Below are 26,954 nucleotides of genomic sequence, written 5' to 3' on the forward strand. Positions count from 1 at the left end.
GCGCCTGGTGCCGACGGAGAGGTCGAGGTCCATGACGGAGCGTGATCAGCCGGCGACGAAACGCGTCACCATCCACGACGTCGCCCGCGAGCTCGGCCTGTCCACGAGCACGGTCTCGGCCGCGCTCAACGGCAGCGGCAAGCTCCGCCAGTCGACGAGGGACCGGGTGCAGCGCACCGCCGACGAGCTCGGCTACCGGCCGAGCCGCGCGGCGCTCGCCTTCCGCCTCGGCCGCACCGGCACGATCGCGTTCGCCCTGCCGTCCGTCGACGAGGGCGCCGTGCCGATGCTCGACCTCGACTTCTACATGACCGCGGCGCGCGCGGCCGCGACGAAGGCCTTCGAGGCGGGGTACGCGCTCACGCTCACCCCGCCGACGGTGACGAGCGAGGACGGCTGGCGGCTCATCGGCGCCGACGGGGTCGTGCTCTGCGACCCCGTGCGCAACGACGAGCGGCTCGCCGCGCTCGAGCGGCTCGGCACGCCGGTCGTCACGGTGGAGCGGGATGCCGCCCGCCCCGACTGGCCCTACGCGGTCACGAGCGACCACGGCGAGAACATGCGGACGCTGCTCGACCACCTGCACGAGCAGGGCGCACGGCGGATCGCGCTGATCAGCGCCGACGCGAGCTGGTCGTGGGCGGAGGAGAGCGCCGCCGCGTACCGCGACTGGGCGGCGGCGAACGGGATGCCCGAGCTCGTGCGACTGATCCCCCTCGACCACGCCCACAACGACCCGTACGAGGCGACGCTCGCGCTGCTCCGCGCCCGCGACCGCCCCGACGCCGTCATCGCGACCGCTGAGCAGTATCGCGAGGGCGTGCTGCGGGCGGCCCGGGATGCCGAGGTGCGGATCCCCGAGGATGTGCTCGTCGCCGTCGGCATCGACAGCCCGGGCTCCGAGCGGCACGACCCGCCGCTCACCGCAATCGACCTGCAGCCCGACCGGCAGGCGGAGCTCGCCGTCGGCATGCTGCTGCGCCGCATCGAGGGCGAGCCGATCGACGGCCCGCTGCTCTCCGACGCGGTGCTCCGCGTGCGCGGCAGCACGGTGCGCCCGGCCCGCTGAGCCCCGTCTTGGTCCGCTGAGCTCGTCGAAGCGCACACCGAACTGGTTCGCTGAGCCCGTCGAAGCGAACACCAAACTGGTTCGCTGAGCCCGTCGAAGCGCACACCAAACTGGTTCGCTGAGCTCGTCGAAGCGAACACCGCGCGCTTCGACAGGCTCAGCGAACCACCCGCTTCGACAGGCTCAGCGAACCACGCTCGGCGAACCGCCCGCTACACGCAGCGACCGGCCTCGGCGATCTGCTCGTCGCTCGGCCGCCCGTAGGCCTCGATGCCCGACCCCGGCAGGTCGTACCCCGCGGCGATCGCCCACGCGGTCGCCCACATCTCGTCGTCGCTGCCGAACACGGCGCTCTCGAAGATGGGCGTGCACTCGGGCCGCACGACCTGGGTGTGCCCGACCTCGTGCACGACGACCGCCTTGGCGTTCACGTCGTCGGCGTAGCTCCAGTCGATCGAGTAGCTGAGGTGCAGCTTCGCCCAGCCCCCGTCGCCGTACCAGTACTGCGCGGTGCCCGAGTACCACTCCTCGCTCGAGAGCCCGTTGACGACGTGGTCCCACGCGAAGTCGAGGTGCACGCCGTGCGCGATGGAGCGGGCGAACTCCTCGATCGGCCCGCGGCTCGCGTACTCGGGCGCCGCCCGACGGGCGGTCTCGGCGGTCTGCGAGTCGCGCACGGCGGCCACGGCGGCGGCGAGCTGCTCGTACCCCTCGGCGCTGTCGTCCTGCTCGACGAACCAGGTCTCGCCGTCCTGGGCGATCGCGTGCATCGCGGGCACGCGCGACTCGTAGCTCGCGACCGTGCTCGCGTCGAGCACCGCCTGCGCATCGGCGGCGGCGTCCGCGTAGAACGCGCTGCGCGCCTCGGCGAGCTGCTGCTCCGCATCGTGCAGGCCGGCGAGGCCCGACTCGGCCTCCTGCTCGAGCTCGGCGAGCCGTGCGGTGCGCTCCTGGGTCGCGACCGCCTCGGCGAGGCTCGTCCAGACCGGCGTCAGCGGCCCGTGATCGTAGGCGGGCGGCTCCGGCAGCTCGAGCGCGGCGTCGTCGATGATCTCGCGTGCGGACGCGACATCCGCCGTCAGCGCCTCGGCGAGCGCGGGGTCGCCAAGACCGTCCACGAACGCGCCGGCGAGCGCTTCGCCCTCCAGGACCTGCCCTCTCGCGAGCGTCGTCGCGCCGCGCAGATCGCCGAGCGCCTCCTCGGCGCGGGACTCGGCGACCGCCCCGGTGATCACGCTCTGCGCGACGACGCCGTCGGCGAGCGCGGTCGTGCCCAGCACGAGCCCGAGGGTGCCGAGGGCCGCGGCGCCGAGCACCGGCAGGCCCCACTTGATGCCGTCGTTCACGCGTCTCCCCGCCTGGTCCCGCGATCCCCCGCGATCGCGCCTGGATGCAGCGTAGCGAGCCGGCGATCCGCGGGCCACGGGGGTACTCCCGCTGAGCGCCCGGCGGGTCTAGACTCCGAGCGACAGCTGGCTCCGGGGGGAGGGCGCATGTTCGAAGCCGACGTGGCGGACATCGCCCAGCATGCATCGACGGGAGGGCTCCCGGCTCGACTCGCCGAGACGGTCGCCGCCGCGCACGAACGCTACGCCGGGCTCGACGAGGGCGTCGTCGCCGACTACATCCCGATCCTCGCCGAGGCGGATCCGGCGCACTTCGGCCTCGTCGTCGCGCAGGTCGACGGCGTGGTGCACCGCGCGGGCGACGCCGGGGTCGCGTTCTCGATCCAGTCCATCTCGAAGGCCTTCGTGTTCGCGCTCGTCTGCGAGGCGATCGGGCACGAGGCGGTGCACGAGATCGTCGGCGTGAACAACACGGGGCTCCCGTTCAACTCGGTGATGGCGATCGAGCTGAACGGGGGCAGCCCGATGAACCCCATGGTGAACGCGGGGGCGATCGCGACGACCGCGCTCGTGCCCGCCGCGACCCCGGCCGAGCAGTGGGAGCTCGTGCGCACCGGGCTGTCCGCCTTCGCCGGCCGCGAGCTCGCCCTCGACGGCGAGGTGTACCGCTCCGAGGTCGAGACGAACCAGCGCAATCAGGCGATCGGACGTCTGCTGCAGAGCTACGGACGCCTGGATGCCGACCCGCTCGCCGTCGTCGACGTGTACACGAAGCAGTGCGCCCTCTCGGTGACGGCCGAGGATCTCGCCGTAATGGGCGCGACCCTCGCCGACGGCGGGGTGAACCCGGTGACGGGCGCGCGCGTCGTCTCCGCGGAGGTGTGCCGCGACACGCTCGCGCTGCTCGCCTCGTGCGGCATGTACGAACGCTCGGGCGAGTGGCTGTTCGAGATCGGGCTGCCGGCGAAGTCGGGCGTGGCGGGCGGCATCGTCGCGGTCGCCCCGGGCAAGGGCGCCGTGGGCGCCTACTCGCCCCGCCTCGACCCGGCCGGCAACAGCGTGCGCGGCCAGCGCGCCTGCGCCTACCTCTCGCGCGCGCTCGGCCTGAACCTCTTCGCCTCGACGGCCGCATCGCCGGAGGCATCCGCACCCGTCGAAGGGAGCCGCGCATGACCGCGCACGCCGCCGCACCCGCCCGCGCCGAGGAGCGCCGCTCCTGGGCGCCGATGATCGGCCTGTTCCTCGCGCAGGTGCTGATGTCGTTCAACGTCGCCGCCCTGCCGATCTCCCTCGGCGGCATGGTCGAGGACTTCGGTGTGCCGCCGACCGTCGCGAGCACCACGATCGTCGTCTACGGGCTCGCCGTCGCCGCGCTCGTCATGACCGGGGCGAAGCTCGGCCAGCGGATCGGCTGGGTGCTGATCTTCCGCTGCGTCGTCGTCGTGTTCGGCGTGTCCTCGGTGCTGATGATCCTCTCGCCGACGATCGGCTGGGCGATCGCGGGGCAGGTGCTGGCCGGGGCATCCGCCGCCATCATCGTGCCGTCGCTCGTCGCGCTGATCGCGGAGAACTACCGCGGTGCGCAGCAGGCGACCGCGGTCGGCTCGCTCGGTTCGGCGCGGGCGTTCTCGGGCATCAGCGCGTTCCTCATCGGTGGGACGCTCGGCACCCTCGTCGGTTGGCGGCCGGTCTTCATGATCACCCTCGGCCTCGCCGTCGCGGTCTTCGCGCTGAGCTTCGGGCTGCGCTCCGACAAGGGGGATGCCTCGGTGCGGATCGACCTCGTCGCGTCCGCACTCATCGGCGGGGCGATCGTGCTGCTCACCCTCGGCTTCAACAACCTGAACGCGTGGGGCATCGTGCTCGCCGAACCGGGTGCGCCGTTCGACGTGCTCGGCATCTCGCCCGCGCCGGTGTTCGTGCTCGCCGGGCTCGTGCTCGGACAGGCGTTCTTCCTCTGGACGCGACGCCGGATGCGGCTCGGCCGGGTGCCGCTCGTCGACCTCTCGGTGCTCGGCAGCTCGCGCGAGCGCGCCGCCGTCTACGCGATGTTCATCATCGTCGCGATGGAGGCGGCGGTGAACTTCACGGTGCCGACGTACATCCAGGTGGTGCAGGGGCGCACGCCGTTCGACACTTCGCTCGCGATGATGCCGTTCAACCTGACGGTGTTCGTCACGGCGACCCTGATCGTGCGGTTCTACCGGCGCTACAGCCCGCGGGTCATCGGGTTGTTCTCGTTCGGGCTGACGACCGTCGCGCTCGTGTGGCTCGCCTTCGTGGTGACGAACAACTGGGAGACGCTGCCGACGATCCTCGGCCTCATCGTCTTCGGCATCGGCCAGGGGGCGCTCGTCACGCTGGTGTTCAATGTGCTCGTGACGGCGGCGCCGAAGGAGCTGGCGGGCGACGTCGGCTCGATCCGCGGCACGACGCAGAACCTCGCCTCCGCCGTCGGCACCGCGGTGATGGGTGCGCTGCTCGTCACGATGCTGAGCCTGAACTTCACGCAGGCGGTGACGGAGCATCCGGAGCTGCCGGACGAGCTCGTCGCCCAGGTCGACCTCGATCAGGTGAACTTCATCAGCAATGACGAGCTGCGCGAGAAGTTCGCCGAGACCGACGCGAGCGCGGAGCAGATCGACGCCGCCGTCGCCATCAACGAGGAGGAGCGGCTGCGCACCCTGCGGATGGGCTTCCTCGTGCTCGCGGGCCTGAGCCTCGCCGCGGCACTGCCGGCCTCGCGGCTGCCGAGGTACAAGCCGGAGGAGATCCCCGACCCCTCGCCCGCGGGCGAGTAGCGGGGGCTCTGAACCGCCACGTCAGTGCTGGTGCAGCTCGCCGTGCGGGACGGCGAGCTCGCCCGGCTCGGTCCCGGCGAGGGCCGGGGTCGCGAGGGCGGCGACGAGCGCGGCGCCCGCGACGAGTCCGAGGGTGGCTGCCACGGGATGCCGCGTCCGGGTGGCCGCGGGTGCGGCCGGGGATGCGGATGCCGGCGCGGCATCCCGGGTCTGATCGGGCCCCTGACCCGGAGCGCGTGGGCCGCGGAGCCGCGCCGCCGCCCCGATCGCGACGACGAGCGCGAAGCCCGCCGCCGCGATCGTCGGCAGCCCGGCGAGTCCGAGCCCCGGCGCCGCGCCCGCCCCCACGACGAGCGCGAGTCCGACGACGAGCGTCAGGCCGACGGCGAGCGTCGTGCGCGGCAGCACCGCGCGACCCGCTCGGAGCGCGGCGACCGCCCAGACGAGCGCCGCGATCCCGGCCGCCGCGAGCACCCCCACGGCGACCGGGCCCGTCGCCCCCGCGGCGAGCGCCGCGAGCACGAGCCCGGCCCCGAGCGCGGCGAGCGCCGGCCAGCTGCGGAGCGCGGCGGTGAGCACGTCGACCTCAGGCCGTCGCCAGCCGGCCGCTGCGCTCGGCCCCGAGGCCGACGCCGAGCAGCACGAGCGCGCTCGCGAGGTGCAGGAAGTGGTCCGGCGTGTTCAGCGCGAGGATGTTCGCCGCGGTGCCCGCGAGGAAGAATCCGACGATGCCGAGCAGCAGGTAGGCGGCGCCGACGATCGTGTTCACCGTCTTCGCGGCGCGCGCACTCATGAGGCCGGCGACGAGCAGCGCCGCACCGATCAGGAGGTGCGCGATGTTGTGCAGCGGGTTCACCGCGAAGATGCCGAGCAGCAGCCCGCCCTCGGTCGCGACGAACGAGACGCCGCCGGTGACGGCGAAGCCCAGCAGTCCGACGAGCACGTAGACCGCGCCGAACACCGTGGCGACGATGCGGTTCGGTGAGTTTCGCATGGTTCCTCCTTGATCCCGGGCCCGTGCGGGCCGTCATGGGGGATTCGGAACCCTCGCGGTACCGGATTGGAGGAGATGCGGATGCCTCGGCGCGCGACGTGGCCCGGGCGCCGCGCCGCTCAGCCGGGGAGCGCCTCGGCGCCGGGCTGCGGCGCCGCGATGACCTCGGCGATCTGGCCGAGGTGCGCCGCCATCGCCTCGTGCGCGGCGGCGGGGTCGCCCGAGCGGATGGCGTCGGCGATGCGGCGGTGCGCGCGGTGCGAGCGGAGCATCCGCTCGAGGCTCTGCAGCGTCTCGTCGCGCGAGGGCGCGGTCCACTCGTTCACGACGTCGATGAGTTCGACGAGCATCGCGTTCTGCGCGAGTGTCGCGACCGTGGTGTGGAACTCGAGGTCGAGCGCGACGAGGCGGGGGGCGGAGGGCTCGGGCCGGCCGAGCTCCTCCTCCGCGGCGGCGAGCACCCGGTCGAGCGCGGCGAGCCCCGAGACATCCGCCCGGAGCGCGGCTCGCTCGGCGAGCGGCGGCTCGACGACGGCCCGGAGGTCCATCACCTCGGCGAGCAGCCGCTCGCTCGGCGGCAGCACGCCCCGCAATGAGTCCGCGAGCTTCGGCCGGGCGACGGCCTCGACCACGCTGCCGCGGCCGGGGCGACGGCTGACGAGCCCGCGCATCTCGAGGGCGGAGAGCGCCTCGCGCACGGTGCTGCGGGCGACGCCGCCGAGCTCGGCGAGCTCGCGCTCGCTCGGCAGCTTGTCGCCCGGCTTCAGCTCGCCCGACTCGATGAGCTCGAGCAGCCGGTTCGCCAGTTTCTCCGGCGCTCCGGCGTCGCGCGAGACTTTGAGATCCACCTCGGCCTCCTGTCGCGCGCCCCACCCGAGTGCTATGACTTTATCTCCACGGTGACCCAGTTCTCGAAGGAGGAGCCGCCGGCGAGGCTGGTGACCCCGATCGTCGCGCGCCCGCCGAGCCCGGCGGCGGGGCCGAAGACCTCGGCGAAGAGATCGCTGTACCCCGAGGAGACGCGGTGCACGTCGGTGAACTCCGGGGTCGACACGACGAAGCAGAGCGCGCGCACGACGGCTTCGACGCGGTCGAGGGAGCCGAGGGCGAGGCGGATGCCGCCGAGGCAGTTGAGCGCGGTGAGGCGCGCGGCCTCGTAGCCCTCTTCGACGGTGAGCGTGTCGCCGAGGCGGCCCGGGTAGCGCACGGTGCCGTCGGGCTGGTCGGGGGTGTGGCCGCTCAGGAAGAGGATGTTCCCCGAGATGTGGTGCGGCTTCATCGAGCCGTAGACGTCGGCGCCGTAGTACCCCTGCGTGGCGAAGTCGGGGATCTCGAGCCCGAGCCGCGCCACGCGCTGCTCCGGGGTCTCGGCTGCGGCGGCGGCCTGGTCCTGCGTGTCCGTCATGTGACCTCCTTGTCCGGTTTCAGCACCGGTTTCACGGCGCTGCGCGGATCAGTATTGCACTGGTCCGACCATCAGACCATACTAGTTCCGATCCCCCAACTGGTCTGACCATCAGACCCCGACGTCCGGAGGAGCTCGATGACGACTCAACTCCCTGCTCTCGCCCCGCTCGAAGTTCAGCACCACGACGACCCCAAGGTCGTCAAGGAGGCTGCCACCGAGGATTACACGACCCACGTCGTGCCGCTGTCCTGGCGGATGCCCCGGCCATCCCTCGCGATGTCCTTCTACGCCCTCGTGAGCGGCATGTTCTACCTCGTGACCGCCGCCACGCTCGCGGCGACGGTCGGCACCACCGACGCGCTCATCGGCATCGTGCTCGCCTGCGCCGCGTTCGGAGCGCTCGGCTACGCGTTCAGCCGCTACGCCGCGCGCACCGGCCTCACCGTCGCCCTCATGTCGCAGCGGATCTTCGGCACCTCGGGCTCGCTGCTCGGCGCCCTCGTGCTCGCGGCCACCGCGATCTACTACGCGGTGTTCGAGTCGTCGATGATCGCGAACGCCTTCCACGTCGCGTTCCCCCAGCTCTCGCTCGCGCTCTGGAGCGCCATCGCGGTGGCGATCAATCTGCCGCTCGTGATGGGCGGCATCCGCCGCTGGATGGACAAGTACAACGCCATCCTGCTGCCCGTCTACTGGATCGGCCTCATGGTGGTCGTCGTCATGCTCGCCATGCGCAACGACTCGTCCGGCTGGCTCGCGCACCCGCCGCAGGAGGGCGCCGACTTCGCCGCCCCGGGCTGGCTCTACGCGTTCTTCGTCTACCTCGGCGTGCTCGTGCTGATGATGTTCACGGTCGACTTCGCCCGCTTCGGCAAGCCGGAGCAGGCGCGCTCGAACGGCATCGCGGTGTTCGGCCCGGTCTTCTACGCCTTCGTGTACCTCGCGAACGGCCTCATCGGCATCTTCATCGCCTACAGCGCCGGACTCGACGGCGCCGTCTCCTCCGAGCTCGTCGGCAACACCATGGTGAGCCTCCTCGGCGGCTGGGGCCTCTTCCTCGTCTGGGTGACCCAGGCCCGCATCAACACGGCGAACTTCTACGTCGCCTCCACGAACATGGAGGCGCTCGTCTTCCGCCTGTTCCGGGTGCGCGTGCCGCGCGTGGCAGCCGTGCTGTTCTGCGGCGCGATCACCTACGTGTTCATGCTCACCGACGTGGTCAGCTACCTGCTCGTCGCGCTCGCCTGGCAGGGCGCCTTCATCGCCTCGTGGGTCGGCGTCGCGCTCGTGCACCTCGTGCGCACCTGGAACACGAGCGAGCTCGAGGAGTTCCGCGCCGGGCGCGTGCGCCGCTTCACCTGGAACGGCGCCGTGTGGGTCGCGACGTCGCTCCTCGGCATCCTGCTGTACCAGTTCGGCGGGGCCTTCGGCGCCGCCTGGTCGACGCCCATCACCCTCGTGCTCGCGATCGTGCTCGCCGCCGTCGTGGACCGCACCGGCCGCGGCGGCCTGCTCCGCCGGGCCCACGATCCGCGCGCCGAGGTCGACGACCCGTGGGAGGCGCGCGTGCGCTGCCACGTCTGCGACCACAGCTACGTCGCCGTCGAGATGGACCGCGACCCGAGCACCGAGGGGCAGCCGCCCATCTGCGCCGCGTGCGGCGTGCTGAGCACCGCGTACTTGCAGGCGAGCCGCCGAGAGCACGCCGCGCTCACCGCAGCGGGCTGATCGACGAGCGCCCGAAGACCCGGCCGGGCGGGATCCGTGGATCCCGCCCGGCCGCCTCGTCAGCCCACGGCGCGGCGGACGAGCTCGGTCACCTCGCGCTCGACCGTCGCGGTCCACGCGCGGACCGCGAAGCCGACGGGCCAGAAGTCGCCGTCGTCGAGCGTCGCACGGTCCTCGAAGCCGATCGTCGCGTACCGCGTCTTGAACTTCTTCGCGGGCTGCAGGAACACGACGATCTTCCCCTCGCCGTTCGCGTAGCCCGGCATGCCGTAGTACGTCTTCGGCACGAGCTCCGGCGCGACCTCGTGCACGACGCGGTCGAGCCCCTCCGCGAGCTCGCGGTCCTCCGGCTCGAGCGCGGCGATCGCTTCACGCACCGCCGCCTCGCCGGCGGCGCGGCTCTTGCCGGCCTTCTCCTGCTCGCGGAGCTCCTTCGCCCGCTGTTTGACCGCCGCGCGCTCCTCCGCGCTCAGTCCGGATGCCTCGCCGTTCGCCATCAGCTGCGCTCCTCCCCGCGGGCCCCCGCCCGCGCGTCCGAGGCTACTCCCGCTTCTTCCGCTTCGCAGGCTCCTCCGGCGTCGTCACCGCCTGCACGACCGTGTGCGCGGCGGCGCTCTTCGCCCACTTGCGCACGCGGTCGGCCTGCTTGCGACGCTGCTTCAGCAGGGCGGCCCGACGCTTGGCCGCCGCCGCAGCATCCGTGATCGCCGCGCCCGGCTCGGCCGCAGCGCCCCGGTGGACGGTGGACGGCACGACCCGCCTGGACCAGGCATCCAGTCCCGCCGTCGCGCGCGCCGCCGTGCGCGCGGCCCGGCGCGGTGCGCGCTTTCGGTCGACCTTCGCCGCACGTCGCGTCGCCCGCGACTGCGCGACGAGCGCTTCCAGACGTTGCTTGGCGCGGCCCGGCGGAAGCCCGTCAGCCAGGCGCTTCGCCTCCTTCTCAGCGGACTTCGCGTGCGCGAGCGCCGCCTTCGCGCGCCGCCGGTCGCGGCGCTCGGTGACCGTCGCCATCCTCAGCCCTCCGCGTCGATCAGCTCGAGCAGCGCCCGGGCGGCGTCGCGGATGTCGTCGTGGTCGTACTGCCCGGCGCGGCTCTCGAGCGAGATCACCGCGCAGCGGTGCACGCGGCGGAAGTCGCCGTAGGGGAAGGAGTACGCGCCCTTCGTCTCGTCGTTCTCGTCGTCGTCGACGCCGAGGTGCCAGTGCCGGTACTCGGTCCAGCCCTCCCGCTCGATGAAGGCGTTCTCCTCCTCGGCGTTCGGCGCGTCCTCGCTCCAGGCGTCGCGCTCGTCGCGCACGACCGTGCCGTCGCGCACGAGCGACCGCGCGTGACGCAGTGCCGTCTCGTTCAACCGGATCGTCATGAAAAGCGCCCTCCTCCACGGTGCATGTTCCGGTCTACGTGCTCCCGGCCGCCTCGGCAAGGGGGTTGCGGCCGAGGAGCCGGACGAGCAGGACACCGGTCACGGCGCCCGCCGTGTTCGTGATCACGTCGGTCACGTCGGTGCGGCCGACCGCGAGCCCGAACTGCGCGAGCTCGAGGATCGTGCTCAGCGACGCCGCCGCCAGCGCGACGCGCCACCACCCTCGATCAGGCCGCAGCAGCGCGAGGCCGAGCCCGAACGGCACGAACACCACGATGTTGCCCGCCACCTCGCGCACTGCGCTCGCGCCGTAGCCCTCTGCCGCGACGAAGGGCACGAGCTTCAGGCTGCGCTGAACCTGGAACGCCTCCCACGGGAGCTGCAGCTTCCAGAGCACGAGCCAGACGAGGAGCACGAGGTACGCGGCGAACAGCGCAGCGACGACGGTGCCCGACCCGCGCCCGCCGGGACGGCCGGATGTGGTGGTCATGCTCCCACTCCAGGCGCGGGCGTGTTGCGCGGGTGTTTCCCGATCCGCATACGCCCGCGATACGGTCCGCCTCGTACCATCGGTGACATGCGCGTGCTGATCGTCGAAGACGAACCCCTGATGGCCGAGGCCATCCGCACGGGGCTCCGCCGGGAGGCGATCGCCGCCGACGTGGCCGGCGACGGCGACACCGCCCTCGAGCTGCTGTCGATCAACAGCTACGACATCGCGGTGCTCGACCGTGACATCCCCGGCCCGAGCGGTGACGAGGTCGCAGCGAGCATCGTCGCCTCCGGCGTCGGGATGCCGATCCTCATGCTCACCGCAGCCGACCGCATCGACGACAAGGCCTCCGGCTTCGAGCTCGGCGCCGACGACTACCTCACGAAACCGTTCGAACTGCGCGAGCTGGTGCTGCGGCTGCGGGCCCTCGACCGGCGGCGCAGCCAGGTGCGCCCGCCCGTGCGCGAGCTCGCCGGGCTGCGGCTCGACCCGTTCCGCCGCGAGGTCTACCGGGACGGCCGCTACGTGGCGCTCACCCGCAAGCAGTTCGCCGTGCTCGAGGTGCTCGTCGCCGCGGAGGGCGGCGTGATCAGTGCCGAGGAGCTGCTCGAACGCGCCTGGGACGAGAACGCCGACCCGTTCACCAACGCGGTGCGGATCACGGTGTCCGCGCTGCGCAAGCGGCTCGGCACGCCGTGGGTGATCGCGACAGTGCCGGGGGTCGGCTATCGCATCGATACCGGCGACAGCGGCGCGGCGGGCACGGGGGTCGCGGATGCCGGGGGCCCGCGTGCATAGGCGTCCAGGGCTCTCGGTCCGCTGGAAGCTGACCCTCAGCTACGCCGGCTTCCTGCTGCTCGCCATCCTGCTGCTGCTCGCCGTCGTGTGGATGTTCCTGCTGCGCTACGTGCCGGCCGAGGCCTCGGCGACGGTGGACGGCTTCACTCCCGGCCGCAACGATCTCGTGCGCGCCTTCGCCCCGGCGGCCGCCTGGGCGCTCCTGTTCCTCCTGGCCTTCGGCCTCGCGGGCGGCTGGATCCTCGCCGGGCGGATGCTCGCCCCGCTCGACCGGATCACGAAGGCCACTCGCAAGACGGCGGAGGGCTCGCTCTCGCACCGGATCGAGCTGGAGGGTCGGAGCGACGAGTTCCGCGAGCTCGCCGACAGCTTCGACGCGATGCTCGCGCGGCTCGAGGCCCACATCGCCGAGCAGCAGCGCTTCGCCGCGAACGCCTCGCACGAGCTGCGCACCCCGCTCGCGATCACGCAGACGATGCTCGAGGTCGCCCGCGACGACCCCGCCGCCGACCAGGCGCTCGTCGAGCGCCTGCGACTCGTGAACGGCCGGGCCATCGAGCTCACCGAAGCGCTGCTCCTGCTGAGCCGCGCCGACCGGCGGTCATTTCAGCGCGAGGCGGTCGATCTCTCGCTCCTCGCCGAGGACTCGGTCGAGACCCTGCTGCCGCTCGCGGAACAGCGGGGAGTCGCCGTCGAGGCATCCGGTGATGTCGTCGCGGCGCTCGGCTCGCCCGCCCTGTTGCTGCAGCTCACGACGAACCTCGTGCACAACGCGATCGTGCACAACCTGCCGGAGGGCGGCGACGTGCACGTCACGACGATCGCGGCGCCCGGGCGCGCCGTGCTCGTCGTCGAGAACACGGGGCCGGCGCTCGCGCCGCACCTGGTGGCGACCCTCACGGAGCCCTTCCAGCGCGGCGTCGAACGGATCCGCGGCGATCACGCTGGGGTCGGCCTCGGACTCGCGATCGTGCAGAGCATCGTGACCGCGCACGACGGCGTGCTCGTCGTCGAGCCAGGCGAGCATGGAGGGCTGCGCGTGAGCGTGCGGCTGCCGGCGGCGGTCAGCCCCTAGCCGGGACGCCACTCATCCGATAGCTTCGGGGGAACCTCGGAGGTGCAGCGATGACGAACCCACGGAGTGGATTCTGGCGGGTCATCCGCGCCATGTTCGCGAGTCTCGCCGCGGCGCTCGACGGCCTCGGCGGCCTCCCCCCGAGCCGGCCCGAACCTCCCACGACCGAGCCGCGCGAGGAGTACCGACCGTAGCCGTGTCGGTCGCAGCTGGCACGCTGAGCGCATGATCGCCCTCGTCTCGGCTCCGAGCAATCTCGGACTCCGTCCGCCACGACCTGGCACGGTGCCGGGCACGTCGAAGGCGCCGGAGGCGCTGCGCGAGGCCGGGTTGCACGAGCGGTTCTCGGCGGCGGGCGCCCGCGATGCCGGGGTGGTGCTGCCCGGGCGCTACGTGGACGACGACGCGACCCGGCCCGCCGGGCGCGTCCGCAACGAGCGCGCCCTCGTCGAGCACTCGCGGCGGCTCGCACGTCGTCTCGACGAGGTGCTCGAGGCCGGAGACGCGCCGCTCGTCCTCGGCGGGGACTGCAGCATCCTGCTCGGCGCGGGGCTCGCTCTCTCCCGCCGCGGCGGGAGCGGGCTCGTGCACCTCGACGGACACACCGACTTCCGCCATCCCGGCAACAGCGAGGCCTGTGCCAGCGTCGCCGGCGAGGACCTCGCGGCCGCGGTGGGCCTGCACTGGCCCGCGATCGCCGACCTCGACGGCGCGGGGCCGTACTTCGACGCGGCGCGTGCCGCGCACCTCGGCCACCGCGACGACGACGAACACGCCGACGAGGCTCGGCGCACGCTCGGACTCGTGGTCTCCGCCGCGGAGGCGCTCGCCCAGCCTGCGACGCGGCTCGCCGAGCTCATCCGGGCGACCGCCGGCAGCGGTTACTGGCTGCAGCTCGACGTCGACCTGCTCGACCCGAGCGTCATGCCCGCGGTCGACAGCCCCGACCCCGGCGGGCTCGACGTCGACACGCTGACGACGCTGCCCGCCGAGCTCGCGCCCGCGGCGATCGGCGCCTCGGTGACGGTGTTCGACCCCGATCTCGACCCCGACGGACGGTACGCCCGGCTGATCGCCGAGCTGGTGGCGGAGGGGTTCGGGGGGGCTGGGCTCCGCCGTGTCGCGCTGAGCCCCAGCGCAAGCTCGCAGCTCGAACGGCTGACCGCTAGGGGCGGTCACGCGGAGTGCGAAGCACCAGACCGACGGAGATCAACCCGGCCGCCATGGGGAGGCGGGTCTCCGTGGGGGGATCGTCTTTCATTGCGAACCATCCGTGTGGCACGCTTCGGAGATGAGCGTTCGTGAGGCACCGACAGAGCAGCAGCACTCGTCTCGGCCCAAGGTGGTCGCAATCGCTGTGATCATCGTTGCCCTCGTCGGGGTCGGGGGCTGGCTCATGATGTCAGGAGTGAACGTGTTCACGCTCGGGCAGCCCAGGCTGTGGACGACGGCGGGGCTCGAAGCGTTCGTCGACGATGTCGATGAGGAGTTCGGCACCACCGAGGTCGTCTCGGCGTACGTGTTCGACGGGTATGCAACGGTCGAGTTGCCGGTCGAACGTGATTCTCCGCGCACGATCACTTACCGGTATGACGGCGGTTTCAGCGAGTCCCGCAAGGACACGAGGGGCGCCGAGGAGTCCACGGGATTGATCGATCTCCGCGAGCTCGATGCGGAGAAGACCATCGCCCTGCTTCCGAACGCCCCCGAGATGGTCGGGCTACCCGACGGCGAGGTCAGCGCGATCATGATGACCCTCGCGTACGGCCCTGGTTCGACGGCGGCCGACGTTCCCGAGGTCTCATTCAACGTTCAAACCGAGTACGGCGAGACCGGGTCGGTACGCGCTGACCTGGCAGGCAACGTCGTATCGGCCGGCACCGACTAGCCCAGTTTCCCGAGATTCGACGAATCGAGTCTCGCTCGACGAGCCTGCGCGGCCAACACTCTGGTGGCCCCTCGAACGGAAACCGGCCCGAAACGTACCCCGGCTACACTCGCTGACGGCCCCGACCGGCCCGCCACCAACGAAACGGTCGACCATCCCAGAGTTTCGCGAACAACATTCGCGAGATACGCGAGAAACCCCCACCCCGAGGTCCCATGTCAGAGCCCATCACCGTGTCGATCCGCCGCGAGGTCGACCCCGCCCGCATCTCGGAGGCCACCGCCTGGGTGCAGACCGGCGTGAACCTCGCGAACAAGCATCCCGGCTTCCTCGGATCCGGCTGGGTCCGCGCCGGCGAGGACTCCCAGGTGTGGCACATGCTCTACCGCTTCACGAGCGAGGAGACGCTCCAAGCATGGGAACGCTCGCCCGAGCGAAGCTGGTGGCTCTCCATGGGCGAAGGCTTCGTGCGCAGCGAACGCTCGAAGCGCCGCACCGGGATCGAGGGATGGTTCGACGAACCCGCCACCGGATCCATCCCCGCCGTCGACGCCGAACCGCTCGAGCCGCCGCCCGCCCCGCCCCGGTGGAAACAGGCCGTGACGATCTGGCTCGGCTTCTTCCCGGTGAACCTGGTGTTCTCCTACCTGATGACCCCGGTTCCCGGTTGGGGTGAGCTGCCGCTCTGGCTGCGGGTGCTCGTGACGACGCTCGTGCTCACGCCGATCATGACCTACTGGGTGCTGCCGTTCGTCACCCGCTCGCTGCGCCGTTGGCTGACGCCGCGCGGCTGAGCGCCCACCGGGCTCCCCCGCCCCCGCCCCCGCCCCCGCCATCACACAACTCAGGAACATCCCGGCGTTATGCACCCCGAGCCATCCACTGTTCCGCAGAACGGCAGGGATCGGCGGGCGGCCGTTCCTGAGTTGTGAACGCCGCGGGCACCTGAGTTGTGAACCCCGCGGGCACCTGAGTTGTGAACCCCGCGGGCACCGGCCGGGCTGGTACTCGCCGTCCGGGGTCAGGCGTCGGTGGTGGCTCGTTTCATCCGACGGGCCTCGCGAATCCGGCGCACGATGAGTACGGCCAGCGCGACGGCGATCGCCGAGTAGACGACGAGATCGAGGTACTCGAGCCAGCCCTCGAGCAGGTGGTGCTGGGTGCCGAGCGCCGCCCCGACGCCGATGAGCAGGGTGTTCCAGAGCCCCGACCCCAGCACGGTGAACAACGAGAACACCACGAGCGGCATCCGATCCGCACCGGCCGGCAGCGAGATGAGACTCCGGACGCCGGGGATGAGCCGCCCCACGAGCACCGACCATTTACCGAAGCGGTGGAACCAGTCGGCCCCGCGCTCGAGGTCGGAGAGGCTGACGAGGCGCGTCCACGCGATCCACCGCACGGCGCGCTCGAGGCCGATCGCGGCGCCGAGCCAGTAGAGCACGAGGGCACCGACGAGCGAGGCGACCGTGCTCCAGACGATGAGCCAGCCGAGGTTCAGCTCGCCGGCCTGGCTGAGGTACCCCGCGAACGGCAGGATCACCTCGCTCGGGATCGGCGGGACCAGCACTTCGAGGAAGACGAGCACGCCGACGCCGACGTCGCCGAGGGCGTTCAGCACGTCGGCGGCGAATCCGGTGAGCCCGGTGAATCCATGGTCGGCGGTCGTCAGGGCGGTCATGGCGGCTCCCGTCGTCGTGATCGTGCCCGGCGCTGAGCCACGCTACGCGGTGCGGATGAACGTCGGCTGAGTCCGCCGCGCGTCGGCCCCGGCGGCGCGTCAGCGTGCGCGGGCGGCGCCGATCCGTCGGCCGAGCTCGTCGGCGGCGGCGCGCACCGCCGCCGCGATCTCCGCCTCGGGGGGCGTGCGGGGCGAGTCGTCCGGGTAGGTCACCGCGATCGCGGCCGCCGGCCAGCCGACGTGATCGAGCACCGCGACGCCGACCGACGCCAGCCCGGGAGTGACCTCCCCCGCCTCGGCCGCCCAGCCCGTCTCGCGCACCTCGTGCAGCACCTGCTTCAGTCGCGAGGCGCGCCATTCGCCTGCGGCCTCGGGATCGCCGCGCCAGGCGAAGGCGGCACGGTCGGGGTAGAGCGCGCGCAGTTGCGCGGGCGGCAGGGCGGCGAGCATCGCCCGCCCCGTCGCGGTGAGGTATGCGGGCAGCCGCACGCCGACGGCGGTGACGAGCGAGGGCCGGCGCGGCGCACGCTCCTCGACGAGGTAGAGCACGTCGCGCCCGTGGAGCACGGCGAGGTGCCCGCTCTCGCCGAGACGGTCGACGAGCCCGGCCACCAGCGGGCCACCGAGCCGGGCGAGCGGCTGTTGTCGGCTGAACCCGCTCGAGAGTTCGAAGGCCGCGACGCCGAGCCCGTACCGGCGCTCTTCGGGCAGGTGCACGATGAAGCCGCGCTCCTGCATCACCGCGAGCAGGTGGTAGACCGTCGACCGCGGCAGCTCGAGCGCGGCGGCGATCGTCGCCGCCGGCACCGGCCCGCGCTGGTGCGCGAGGTGGCTGAGGATCGCGAGCGTCTGGTCCGCCGCCGGCACCTTCGCCTTCGTCATCCGTCGTCCCTCCCACCCACATCTCGACTTGCCCGACTTCCATGAAAGTCGGGCAAGTCGGGGGTTGGAGCGAGCGTAGCGCGGTTCGTCTGGGATCGCAGACGGATGCCGCGTCCACCGCCTCCCGCCGAGGCATCCGACCGGCTGGAATCGAAGCATGAGCACGAGCGCGCCCACGAGCATCCCCACCGCGGTCACCGTCGGCATCGCCGGCCTCTCGATCGAGGAGGTCGTCGCGGTCGCCCGCCACGGCGCCCGCGTCGCGCTCGACGCGACCGCCCTCGAGGAGGTCGAGCGCAGTCGCGCCATCATCGACGGCCTGGCCGCCGACCCGAACCCCCACTACGGCATCTCGACGGGCTTCGGCGCGCTCGCGACCACCTTCATCGCCGCCGACCGCCGTGCACAGCTGCAGGCGAGCCTCGTGCGCTCGCACGCCGCCGGCTCCGGTGGCGAGGTCGAACGCGAGGTGGTGCGCGCGCTCATGCTGCTGCGCCTCTCGACGCTCATGACCGGCCGCACGGGCGTCCGCCGCGTCACCGCCGAGACCTACGCCGCCATCCTGAACGCCGGCATCACCCCCGTCGTGCGCGAGTACGGCTCACTCGGCTGCTCCGGTGACCTCGCGCCGCTCGCCCACTGCGCGCTCGTCGCGATGGGCGAAGGCGAGGTCCGCACCGCCGATGGCGAGTTCGCGGATGCCGGTACCGCGCTCGCCTCGGCCGGCATCACCCCGCTGCAGCTCGGCGAGAAGGAGGGACTCGCCCTCATCAACGGCACCGACGGCATGCTCGGCATGCTCGCCCTCGCCATCACCGACCTGCGCCTGCTGCTCACCACCGCCGACCTCGCCGCCTCGATGAGCGTCGAGGGCCTGATGGGCACCGACGCCGTCTTCGCCGACGACCTGCAGGCACTCCGCCCGCAGCGCGGTCAGGCGGTCGCGGCGGCGAACTTCCGGACCGCGCTCGCGGGGTCCCCGATCGTCGCCAGCCACGCCGGTCCGGATGACGGCCGCGTGCAGGACGCCTACTCGCTCCGCTGCGCGCCGCAGGTGCACGGCGCCGCCCGCGACACCGTCGCGCACGCGGCATCCGTCGCCGACGCGGAGCTCGCGAGCGCGGTCGACAACCCCGTGCTCACGAAGGACGGCCGGGTCGAGTCGAACGGCAACTTCCACGGCGCACCCGTCGCGTACGTGCTCGACTTCCTCGCGATCGCGGCGGCCGACGTCGCGTCGATGAGCGAGCGGCGCACCGACCGATTCCTCGACCGGGCGCGAAACCAGGGGCTGCCGCCGTTCCTCGCGCACGAGGTCGGCGTCGACTCGGGGCTCATGATCGCCCAGTACACGGCGGCGGGCATCGTGTCGGAGCTGAAGCGGCTCGCCGTGCCGGCGTCGGTCGACTCGATCCCCTCCTCGGCGATGCAGGAGGACCACGTGTCGATGGGCTGGGCCGCCGCGCGCAAGCTGCGCCGGGCGATCGACGGCCTGAGCCGGGTGCTCGCGATCGAGATCATGACCGCCGGTCGTGGCCTGCAGCTCCGCGCCCCGCTGCGGCCGGGGCCGGTCACCGGCGCCGTCGTCGAGCTGATCGCGGCCGAGGGCTCGGTGCCCGGCGAAGACCGCTTCCTCTCCCCCGAGATCGAGCGTCTCACCGAGCTCGTGACCTCCGGCGAGGTGCTCGCGCGAGCCACGGCTGCGGCCGCCGCGCCGCTCGGCTGAGGCCGCACACCCGGTTCCGACACGCCGATGACGGGGCGAAATCCGCCCCGAAAAGGTGACAATGGCTCATCGAATGAACGTTGTGCCCGGGCGGATGCGGTGCGAGACTGAGCCCGTCGGTACCCGAAACCGACACCCTTGGACTGTCGATGAAGCCAACACTGGACGAAGCGCCGCACCCTGGACGCCGGGCCCTGAGCCCCCGGCGCGCCGGACTCGCTGCGGCCACCGCCGTGACTGCCGTACTGCTCGGCGTCACCGGCACCACGTCGGCGTATGCCGACGATGGCGCCCCGGTCGCCGATCCCGGCGCCGACCCCGCCGCCGTCTCCGCGCCCGCCCCGGCCCCGGCCCCGGCCCCGGCCGATCCGAGCGCCAGCACGACGACGAGCGACCCTGCGCCGAGCGACCCACCGCCGAGCGACCCGCCGCCGGATCCGGGCACCGACCCGGGCACGGATCCCGGAACAGACCCTGGCACGGACCCTGGCACGGACCCCGGCACCGACCCGGGCACAGACCCCGGGACCGACCCGGGCACAGACCCTGGCACCGACCCAGGCACGGACCCCGGAACCGACCCGGGCACCACCCCACCGACGACGCCACCCGTCACACCCCCGCCGACCACGACGCCCACGCCCACGCCGACGACCCCGGGGCCCACCGCCCCGGCGCCCAGCGGCGCGGTCACGAAGCCGGGACCCCGACCGCTCCTGCTGAACGGCGACATCCTGGCCGCCGGCACGGTCGTCTCGGCGGAGATCCGGCAGGCGCAGCGCGTCCTGAGCGAGGCGACCACCGCGCTCCGGGCCGCGCAGGACGAGCTGGCGGCGGCCCGCGACTCGCGTGAAGCTGCACGGTCCACCGCGATGGAGCTCGACGACCTCGCCGAGACCGCCCGGGGCAAGGCCGATGAAGCGGCCCGGCTGTACATCGGCGCCCTCCGCGGCGACGGCGACGCCCTCGGCTCGATCGACGCGGCGGTGAAGCCCGGCGGTGATCTCCTCGCCGGCCTCGGCAGTATGCAGCGCGTCTCCGAGCTCACGGGCGACGTGCAGGGCCTGCGCGACGCGGCCGATCGACTCGACGCCGACGCCGACGCCGCCGAGGCGCGCGCCGCGGCGGCGTGGGAGAAGGTCGACGCGGTTCCGGTCGAGGCGCTCCAGCAGAAGGTCGACGACGCCGAGGCCGCCGTGGCCAGGGCGCGCGACGCACTGGCCGCCGTGCGCACCGAGCTCGCCGCGTCGAGCGTCACGGTCATCGAGAACCTGCCGACGGATTCCGGTCAGCTGAGCGATCAGGGCTGGTCCCTGCCGGTCGCCGGCCGCCTCACCGACGGCTTCGGCCCGCGTCCGAACAAGCCGGTCGCCGGAGTGAACGACTTCCACCGCGGCACCGACCTCGCGGCGTCCTGCGGCGCTCCGGTGTTCGCCGCCACCGGCGGCACGGTGATCGAGGCCGGTCGCAACGGCAGCTACGGCAACTGGATCCTCATCGACCACGGCGACGGCGTCTCCACCGGCTACGCCCACCTCGTGGACGGCGGCATCCTCGTCGCCGTCGGCGACGTGGTCGAGGCCGGCGGGCTGATCGGCGCCGTCGGCTCGACCGGGGCGTCCACCGGTTGCCACCTGCACTACGAGGTGCGCCTCGGCGGCGTCGCGATCGACGCGGTCCCGTTCATGGCCTCGCGGGGCATCCCGCTCGGCTGACCGCCACCGACCACCGGACTCGCCCGACTTTCATGAAAGTCGGGCAAGTCGCGTGTGTGGCGGCGGATGCCCCGGGCCGCATGTCCGGGATCGCAGACACCCGCCCCGCGGCATCCGTTGTCGCGGCCCTCCGGCTGCGCGAACCTGGGGACATGACCGATGCACCCTCCACCGAAGCGCGCGGCGCCCGCACCGTGCGCGCCGCCCGCGGCTCGAAGCTGAGCGCGAAGAGCTGGCAGACCGAGGCGCCCCTGCGCATGCTCATGAACAACCTCGACCCCGAGGTCGCCGAGCGCCCCGAGGACCTCATCGTCTACGGCGGCACCGGCAAGGCCGCCCGCAACTGGGAGTCCTTCGACGCGATCGTCACCACCCTCGAGCGGCTCGAGGACGACGAGACCCTGCTGGTGCAATCGGGCAAGCCCGTCGGCGTCTTCCGCACGCACGCCTGGGCTCCCCGCGTGCTCATCGCGAACTCGAACCTCGTCGGCGACTGGGCGAACTGGCCCGAGTTCCGCCGACTCGAGTCGCTCGGCCTCACCATGTACGGGCAGATGACCGCCGGCTCATGGATCTACATCGGCTCGCAGGGCATCCTGCAGGGCACCTACGAGACCTTCGGCGCCGTCGCCCGGGTGCTCGCCGAGCGCCACGGCCGGAGCGCCGAGGAGATCGCGCAGGCGAGCCTCGCCGGCACGCTCACCCTCACCGGCGGCTGCGGCGGGATGGGCGGTGCGCAGCCCCTCGCGGTCACCATGAACGGCGGCGCCGTGCTCATCGTCGACGTCGACGAGACCCGTCTCGCCCGCCGCGTCGAGCACGGCTACCTCGACGAGTACCACCCCGACCTCGACACCGCCCTCACCCGCGCGGTCGAGGCGAAGGAGGCCGGCCTGGCCCGCAGCGTCGGCGTCGTCGGCAACGCCGCCACAATCTTCGCCGAGCTCCTCGACCGGGAGGCGCCCATCGACATCGTCACCGATCAGACGAGCGCGCACGACCCGCTGTCCTACCTGCCAGAGGGGGTCTCGGTCGCCGAATGGCACGAGCTCGCCGCCGCCGACGCCGAGGAGTTCACCCGGCTCGCCCGCGCCTCGATGGCCAAGCAGGTCGAGGCGATGGTCGGCTTCCAGTCGGGCGGGGCCGAGGTGTTCGACTACGGCAACTCGATCCGCCGCGAGGCGGAGCTCGGCGGCTACGCGCACGCCTTCGACTTCCCCGGCTTCGTGCCCGCGTACATCCGGCCGCTCTTCGCCGAGGGGAAGGGGCCGTTCCGCTGGGCGGCGCTCTCGGGCGACCCGGCCGACATCGCGGCCACCGACCGAGCCATCCTGGAGCTGTTCCCCGAGGACGAGCACCTCCGCCGCTGGATCACCCAAGCCGGCGAGAAGGTGCACTTCGAGGGCCTGCCCGCCCGCATCTGCTGGCTCGGCTACCAGGAGCGCCACCTCGCCGGACTGAAGTTCAACGAGATGGTCGCCTCCGGCGAACTCAGCGCCCCGATCGTCATCGGCCGCGACCACCTCGACTCGGGCAGCGTCGCGAGCCCCTACCGCGAGACCGAGTCCATGGCCGACGGCTCCGATGCGATCGCCGACTGGCCGCTGCTGAACGCGCTGCTCAACACGGCGTCCGGCGCGAGCTGGGTGTCGATCCACCACGGCGGCGGCGTCGGCATCGGCCGCTCGATCCACGCGGGCCAGGTCGTCGTCGCCGACGGCACCGAGCTCGCCGCCGAGAAGATCGCCCGCGTGCTCGTGAACGATCCCGGCACGGGCGTCATGCGGCACGTCGATGCCGGCTACGAGCGGGCGATCGAGGTGGCGCGGGAGCGCGGCCTCGACGTGCCGATGGTCTGAGAGCAGGACAGCGGATGCCTCGGACGATCCTCTTCACGAACATCGGCGAGCTGACGACGAACGATCCGGCGCCCGGTCGCGAGGGCGGCCCGCTCGGGATCGTCCGGGACGCCGCGCTGCTGGCCGTCGATGGGCGGGTCGCCTGGGTCGGGCCGGCCGCCGCCGTGGCCGCGGGCCTGCCCACTGCCCTGCCCATTGCGCTGCCCACCGCCACCCCCGCCGGAGGAGATTCGCGCCCGGGGAGGGCCCGCGGCGCCGCAGAGGCCTCCGGCGGCGACGATCCCCTCCCGCCCGACGCACTCCCGCTCGACGCACTCGAGCCCGACGCACTCAAGCCCGACGAGGTGGTCGACCTCGGCGGCCGCGCCGTCATCCCCGGCTTCGTCGACTCGCACTCGCACCTCGTGTTCGGCGGCGACCGGGCCGAGGAGTTCGCCGCCCGCATGGCCGGCCGGCCGTACGAGGCGGGCGGCATCCGCTCCACCGTGCAGGCGACCCGCACGGCGAGCGACGAGGAGCTGCGCGCCCGTCTCGCCGCCTTCGTCGACGAGCTGCACCGACAGGGAACGACGACGTTCGAGATCAAATCGGGCTACGGCCTCTCGGTCGAGGCGGAGGAACGGCTGGTGCGCCTCGCCCGCGAGGTCACCGAGGAGGTCACCTACCTCGGCGCGCACGTCGTGCCGTTCGAGTACCGGGAGCCCGACGGCCCCGGTGCCGACGCCTACGTCGAACTCGTCACGGGCGAGATGCTCGCCGCCTGCGCCCCGCACGCGAAGTGGGTCGACGCCTTCTGCGAACGTGGGGCGTTCACGGCGGAACAGTCCCGGCGGGTGCTCGAGGCGGGGCGTGCGGCCGGGCTCGGCGTGCGCGTGCACGGCAACCAGCTCGGCCCCGGCGAGGGGGTGCGGCTCGCCGTCGAGCTCGGCGCGGCATCCGTCGACCACTGCACCTACCTGAGTGAGGCGGACGTGGCGGCGCTCGCCGCCTCGGACACGGTCGCGACCCTGCTGCCGGGCGTCGAGTTCTCGACTCGCCAGCCCTATCCCGACGCGCGACGCCTGCTCGACGCGGGCGCCACCGTCGCGATCGCGAGCGACTGCAACCCGGGCTCGAGCTTCACGAGTTCGATGCCGTTCTGCATCGCGGTGGCGGTGCGGGACATGCGGATGACTCCCGCGGAGGCGGTCTGGGCCGCGACGGCGGGCGGCGCCCGGGCACTGCGCCGTGAGGATGTCGGCGCGCTCCGGCCGGGCCTGTCGGCCGATCTCGTCGAGCTCGACGCGCCGAGTCATGTGCACCTGGCGTACCGGCCCGGCGTGCCGCTCGTGCGTCGCGTGTTCCGCGCGGGAGCGCCGCTCGCCGGCGCCGCGTAGCGTGCGCTCGGCTCCCTCCGGCGTTTCCGAGTTGCCCAACTTTCATGAAAGTTGGGCAACTCGTGTGAGGGGGAGGCTTGCCCAGCTTTCATGAAAGTCGGGCAACTCGTGCGGGGGGAGGCTTGCCCAACTTTCATGAAAGTCGGGCAAGTCGAGTGAGGGGGGGCTCAGTCGCGCGGCGTGCGCACGAGCTCGAGCCGCCCGCTGCCCTCGACCAGCTCGGCCCAGGAGCCCACGTCGACGGAACACGTCACGACCGCGCACGTCGGCAGCTCGACGAACTCCCCGGTGAGCTCGGCCACCGCGTCACTCATGCCGGGATTGTGACCGACGAGCATGGCCACGGATGCCTCGTCGGGCAGCGCTGCGGCGACCTCGAGGATGGTCCGGCCCGACGCCGCATAGAGCTCGGGCCGTTCGACGAGCTCGACGTCGAACGCGGCAGCGTACTCACGTGCGGTCGTGATGGCCCGAAGCGCCGGGCTCGACGCGACGAACTGCAGCGCGACGCCCTCGTCCAGGAGGCGGCGCGCCAGAGCCGGGGCGTCGCGCAGCCCGCGCGCGTTCAACGGGCGGTCGAAGTCGTCGAGTCCCGGGTCGCCCCAGTCGGACTTCGCGTGCCGGGCGAGGAGGAGCGTCTTCATGCCCCCAGCCTCGCACCGCCGACGCCCGCGCGCGAGAGGCCGGTCGCGCGTCAGCCCCGCGCCGGCCGCGCCGCGATGCCCGCGAGCACCTCGAGCACGCAGAGGGCGGCGAGGCGCACGGTTCGGCCGTCCGGTGCGTCGGCCGTGGCATCCACCTCCGCGAGGTCGACGCTCGCGACCCGCGGGTCGCTGGCCGCAGCCCGCGCGAAGGCGCGCAGCTCCCATGCGGCGAGGCCGCCGGGCATCGACGCGGGGCAGCCCGGGGCTGCCGAACGGTCGCAGACGTCGACATCGAGGTCGAGGTGCACGGGCCCGCCGGCGGCGCCGGCGATCTCGAGCGCCTCGGCCATGACCTCCGCCGGCGCGCGACCGTGCAGCTCATCACGGTGGATGACGGTGATGCCGAGCTCTCGCGCCCGGCGAGCGTATTCGGCGGAGTTCGCGAAATCGGCGATGCCGATCTGCACGATCCGCGCGGGGTCGAGGCCGGCCTCGACGAGCCGGCGCACGGGTGAGCCGTTCGAGATGCCGTCGCGCAGGTCGTAGTGGGCGTCGAGCGTGATCAGTCCGGCGCGGTCGAGACCGTCGCCCCACGCGCCGAGCGCGGTGGCGACCGTCACGGAGTTGTCGCCGCCGATCGCGAGCACGACCTCGGCGAGGTCGCGGAGTCGCGCCACCTCGGCGATCGTGCGCGCCTCGCCCGCTGGGGAATCGGGGTCCTCGATGTCACCCGCGTCGACGACCCGCCGACGGTCGGACTCGAGGGCGGCCTCCCGCCCCGTGCCGCGCCGGTCGGGCACGAGCGTGGCGCTGTAGCGCTGCAGCGCCTCGCGCACCGCGGCCGGGGTCGCGTGCGCCCCCGTCGGCGAGAGCGAGGTCCGCCAGGCCGGCACGCCGAGCAGGGCGAGCGCCGCACGCTCCCCCGCCGGGAGGGTGTCGGGGGCGGGCCAGGTTCCGGCACGGGGCCAGAGCGGATCGTACGAGAGCGCCATGCGCCCACGCTAGGCGGTGGGACGCTCAGGCGCAGCGGGCGCGGATGCCTCGCCGTCTGCGATCCCGGACGGATGCCGCGTGCGCGCGGGGCGTGCGGGGCGTGCGGGCGTGCGGCGCGTGCGTGCGGGCGTGAGGCGCGTGCGTGCGTCCGGCGCATGCGTGCGTGCGTGCGTGCGTGCGGCGCGTGCGTGCGGGGCGTGCGGGCGCGCCGCACGCGACGCCGTGCGCCGCCGCTCGCGTATCGTGGCTCGCATGCCCGACCCCGAACGCCGCCCAGGACGTTCGCCCGCAGCATCCGCCCCGACGCTCGCCGCCGTCGCCGTCGTGCTCGCCGCGCTCGCGGTCGCCGTCGTCCCGCTCGGCCGGCAGATGCAGATCGCGTTGATGTACGGGATCGGCTCCGCCCAGCTCGGGGCGGTCGGCGCGATGGCCCTCGGCACAGTGCTGCTCGTGATCGGTGCGGTCGCGGTGCGCGGCCGCACGCTCATCGGGGTCGGCGGAAGCGTCGCGGCCGTGCATTTCCTCCTCCTCGCCGTCACGACGGTCGCCCGGCTCGGTCTCGGCGGCAGCCCGGGTGGCACCGTCGCCGATGTCGGCGGCCTGCTCGCCCTCGCGATCGCCGCCACGGCGGCGGGTCTCGCGCTCGTCGGCGCCCGAGCGGTCGCCCCTGCGGCGGCGATCGGCATCCATCGGGTCGCCCTCGTGCTGGCGGTCGGCGCCGCAGCGGTGCTCGCCCTGTCGGAGCTCCCCGGACTCGTCGCCGCCCTCGGCTACGGCACCGCTTCGGCCCTCTCGACGGTCGTGGTGTGGGCGCGGGTGCTCGCCATGGTGCTCGCGGTGCTGCTCGTCGCTCGGGCCGCCCGCGGCGGTCGTGGCGCGCGGATCGTCGCCGCCGTCGCCGCACTGCTCGCGGCGGTTCTCGCCGTCGAGGCCGCCCTCGGCGTGCGGGAGTGGACCGGCCTCGCCTTCGCCGCCGCCGTCGTCGCCGCGCTCTGCTGGGCGACGGTCGCGGCGATCGCGGTGCGGCTCGCGCTCGTCGCCGGGCCGGCGGCCGCCACCGGCGACCGCACCCGCTCCTGAGCGGCATCCCACCCCACCCGCTCCCCACCGAACC

The 26,954-nt window shown here is 73.0% G+C and carries 28 protein-coding genes; 15 read left to right on the top strand and 13 right to left on the bottom strand.

What is annotated here, in order from left to right:
- The first annotated feature begins 31 nt into the window (after positions 1-31).
- Positions 32-1,069, top strand: a complete 1,038-nt coding sequence (locus M3147_RS17955) for a LacI family DNA-binding transcriptional regulator (RefSeq protein WP_251204780.1) — start codon at positions 32-34, stop codon at positions 1,067-1,069.
- Between the two features lie 212 nt (positions 1,070-1,281).
- Here the strand turns inward: M3147_RS17955 and M3147_RS17960 are convergent, their stop codons facing one another.
- Positions 1,282-2,415 carry a hypothetical protein gene (locus M3147_RS17960; protein WP_251204781.1) on the bottom strand — a complete coding sequence of 378 codons (1,134 nt, stop codon included), beginning with the start codon at positions 2,413-2,415 and terminating at the stop codon, positions 1,282-1,284.
- Positions 2,416-2,562: 147 nt separating this feature from the next.
- On the opposite strand from M3147_RS17960, the gene glsA reads away from it, so the two are divergent.
- Complete coding sequence (gene glsA / locus M3147_RS17965; RefSeq protein WP_251204782.1) at positions 2,563-3,588, top strand: glutaminase A; 1,026 nt, start codon at positions 2,563-2,565, stop codon at positions 3,586-3,588.
- On the top strand, positions 3,585-5,216 hold the full coding sequence (locus M3147_RS17970) for an MFS transporter (protein ID WP_251204783.1): 1,632 nt from the start codon (positions 3,585-3,587) through the stop codon (positions 5,214-5,216). The genes glsA and M3147_RS17970 overlap by 4 nt, the downstream gene beginning before the upstream one ends.
- A 21-nt stretch (positions 5,217-5,237) precedes the next feature.
- On the opposite strand, the gene M3147_RS17975 is transcribed toward M3147_RS17970, so the two are convergent.
- From M3147_RS17975 to M3147_RS17990, 4 genes are all read right to left on the bottom strand, one after another.
- Positions 5,238-5,795: a hypothetical protein gene (locus M3147_RS17975; RefSeq protein WP_251204784.1), complete on the bottom strand. Its 558-nt coding sequence runs from the start codon at positions 5,793-5,795 to the stop codon at positions 5,238-5,240.
- A 7-nt stretch (positions 5,796-5,802) separates the two neighbouring features.
- Positions 5,803-6,210 (bottom strand): DUF4383 domain-containing protein, encoded by a 408-nt coding sequence (locus M3147_RS17980; protein WP_251204785.1) that lies wholly within the window; start codon positions 6,208-6,210, stop codon positions 5,803-5,805.
- Positions 6,211-6,329: 119 nt separating this feature from the next.
- Positions 6,330-7,058 (bottom strand): FadR/GntR family transcriptional regulator, encoded by a 729-nt coding sequence (locus M3147_RS17985; RefSeq protein WP_251204786.1) that lies wholly within the window; start codon positions 7,056-7,058, stop codon positions 6,330-6,332.
- A 32-nt stretch (positions 7,059-7,090) separates the two neighbouring features.
- Positions 7,091-7,615, bottom strand: coding sequence for a RidA family protein (locus tag M3147_RS17990; protein WP_251204787.1), 525 nt, complete (start codon positions 7,613-7,615; stop codon positions 7,091-7,093).
- Positions 7,616-7,753: 138 nt separating this feature from the next.
- On the opposite strand from M3147_RS17990, the gene M3147_RS17995 reads away from it, so the two are divergent.
- Positions 7,754-9,346 carry a purine-cytosine permease family protein gene (locus tag M3147_RS17995; protein WP_251204788.1) on the top strand — a complete coding sequence of 531 codons (1,593 nt, stop codon included), beginning with the start codon at positions 7,754-7,756 and terminating at the stop codon, positions 9,344-9,346.
- Between the two features lie 59 nt (positions 9,347-9,405).
- Here M3147_RS17995 and M3147_RS18000 read toward each other — a convergent pair whose 3' ends face one another.
- From M3147_RS18000 to M3147_RS18015, 4 genes are read right to left on the bottom strand one after another with little or no spacing between them, the layout of a single operon-like run.
- Positions 9,406-9,843, bottom strand: coding sequence for an iron chaperone (locus M3147_RS18000; RefSeq protein ID WP_251204789.1), 438 nt, complete (start codon positions 9,841-9,843; stop codon positions 9,406-9,408).
- 43 nt (positions 9,844-9,886) lie between these two features.
- A complete protein-coding gene (locus M3147_RS18005) occupies positions 9,887-10,357 on the bottom strand; it encodes a hypothetical protein (RefSeq protein ID WP_251204790.1) in 471 nt (156 codons plus the stop codon).
- A gap of 2 nt (positions 10,358-10,359) precedes the next feature.
- A complete protein-coding gene (locus tag M3147_RS18010) occupies positions 10,360-10,710 on the bottom strand; it encodes a hypothetical protein (RefSeq protein ID WP_251204791.1) in 351 nt (116 codons plus the stop codon).
- A 34-nt stretch (positions 10,711-10,744) separates the two neighbouring features.
- Positions 10,745-11,200, bottom strand: a complete 456-nt coding sequence (locus M3147_RS18015) for a VanZ family protein (protein ID WP_251204792.1) — start codon at positions 11,198-11,200, stop codon at positions 10,745-10,747.
- Between the two features lie 87 nt (positions 11,201-11,287).
- On the opposite strand from M3147_RS18015, the gene M3147_RS18020 reads away from it, so the two are divergent.
- The 6 genes from M3147_RS18020 (at position 11,288) to M3147_RS18045 (ending at position 15,758) form a co-directional block, all read left to right on the top strand.
- Entirely contained in the window at positions 11,288-12,001 is a 714-nt protein-coding gene (locus tag M3147_RS18020; RefSeq protein ID WP_251204793.1) for a response regulator transcription factor, read from the top strand.
- Positions 11,994-13,076, top strand: coding sequence for a sensor histidine kinase (locus M3147_RS18025; protein ID WP_251204794.1), 1,083 nt, complete (start codon positions 11,994-11,996; stop codon positions 13,074-13,076). Before M3147_RS18020 ends, M3147_RS18025 begins: the two co-directional genes overlap by 8 nt.
- A 50-nt stretch (positions 13,077-13,126) precedes the next feature.
- Positions 13,127-13,270, top strand: a complete 144-nt coding sequence (locus M3147_RS18030; RefSeq protein ID WP_251204795.1) for a hypothetical protein — start codon at positions 13,127-13,129, stop codon at positions 13,268-13,270.
- A gap of 31 nt (positions 13,271-13,301) precedes the next feature.
- Entirely contained in the window at positions 13,302-14,381 is a 1,080-nt protein-coding gene (locus M3147_RS18035; protein WP_251204796.1) for an arginase family protein, read from the top strand.
- Positions 14,368-14,964, top strand: coding sequence for a hypothetical protein (locus tag M3147_RS18040; RefSeq protein ID WP_251204797.1), 597 nt, complete (start codon positions 14,368-14,370; stop codon positions 14,962-14,964). Before M3147_RS18035 ends, M3147_RS18040 begins: the two co-directional genes overlap by 14 nt.
- Before the next feature lie 215 nt (positions 14,965-15,179).
- Positions 15,180-15,758: an antibiotic biosynthesis monooxygenase gene (locus M3147_RS18045; protein WP_251204798.1), complete on the top strand. Its 579-nt coding sequence runs from the start codon at positions 15,180-15,182 to the stop codon at positions 15,756-15,758.
- A gap of 227 nt (positions 15,759-15,985) precedes the next feature.
- On the opposite strand, the gene M3147_RS18050 is transcribed toward M3147_RS18045, so the two are convergent.
- Complete coding sequence (locus M3147_RS18050; RefSeq protein ID WP_251204799.1) at positions 15,986-16,645, bottom strand: DedA family protein; 660 nt, start codon at positions 16,643-16,645, stop codon at positions 15,986-15,988.
- 99 nt (positions 16,646-16,744) lie between these two features.
- Positions 16,745-17,527, bottom strand: coding sequence for an IclR family transcriptional regulator (locus M3147_RS18055; protein ID WP_251204800.1), 783 nt, complete (start codon positions 17,525-17,527; stop codon positions 16,745-16,747).
- Positions 17,528-17,684: 157 nt separating this feature from the next.
- On the opposite strand from M3147_RS18055, the gene hutH reads away from it, so the two are divergent.
- The 4 genes from hutH (at position 17,685) to hutI (ending at position 24,203) form a co-directional block, all read left to right on the top strand.
- A complete protein-coding gene (gene hutH / locus M3147_RS18060) occupies positions 17,685-19,253 on the top strand; it encodes a histidine ammonia-lyase (RefSeq protein ID WP_251204801.1) in 1,569 nt (522 codons plus the stop codon).
- Positions 19,254-19,486: 233 nt separating this feature from the next.
- Positions 19,487-20,968, top strand: a complete 1,482-nt coding sequence (locus M3147_RS19600; protein ID WP_251204802.1) for a M23 family metallopeptidase — start codon at positions 19,487-19,489, stop codon at positions 20,966-20,968.
- Positions 20,969-21,120: 152 nt separating this feature from the next.
- A complete protein-coding gene (hutU, locus tag M3147_RS18070) occupies positions 21,121-22,827 on the top strand; it encodes a urocanate hydratase (RefSeq protein ID WP_251204803.1) in 1,707 nt (568 codons plus the stop codon).
- A 14-nt stretch (positions 22,828-22,841) separates the two neighbouring features.
- On the top strand, positions 22,842-24,203 hold the full coding sequence (hutI, locus tag M3147_RS18075) for an imidazolonepropionase (RefSeq protein ID WP_251204804.1): 1,362 nt from the start codon (positions 22,842-22,844) through the stop codon (positions 24,201-24,203).
- A 167-nt stretch (positions 24,204-24,370) separates the two neighbouring features.
- On the opposite strand, the gene M3147_RS18080 is transcribed toward hutI, so the two are convergent.
- Positions 24,371-24,847: a SixA phosphatase family protein gene (locus M3147_RS18080; RefSeq protein ID WP_251204805.1), complete on the bottom strand. Its 477-nt coding sequence runs from the start codon at positions 24,845-24,847 to the stop codon at positions 24,371-24,373.
- Positions 24,848-24,897: 50 nt separating this feature from the next.
- The gene (locus tag M3147_RS18085) at positions 24,898-25,839 is read right to left on the bottom strand and encodes an arginase family protein (RefSeq protein WP_251204806.1); all 942 of its coding nucleotides are present in this window, start codon (positions 25,837-25,839) and stop codon (positions 24,898-24,900) included.
- A 253-nt stretch (positions 25,840-26,092) separates the two neighbouring features.
- On the opposite strand from M3147_RS18085, the gene M3147_RS18090 reads away from it, so the two are divergent.
- A complete protein-coding gene (locus tag M3147_RS18090; protein ID WP_251204807.1) occupies positions 26,093-26,920 on the top strand; it encodes a hypothetical protein in 828 nt (275 codons plus the stop codon).
- The last annotated feature ends 34 nt before the right edge of the window (positions 26,921-26,954 follow it).

It is taken from the genome of Agromyces mediolanus, from assembly GCF_023715325.1.
Lineage (GTDB): Bacteria > Actinomycetota > Actinomycetes > Actinomycetales > Microbacteriaceae > Agromyces > Agromyces mediolanus_A.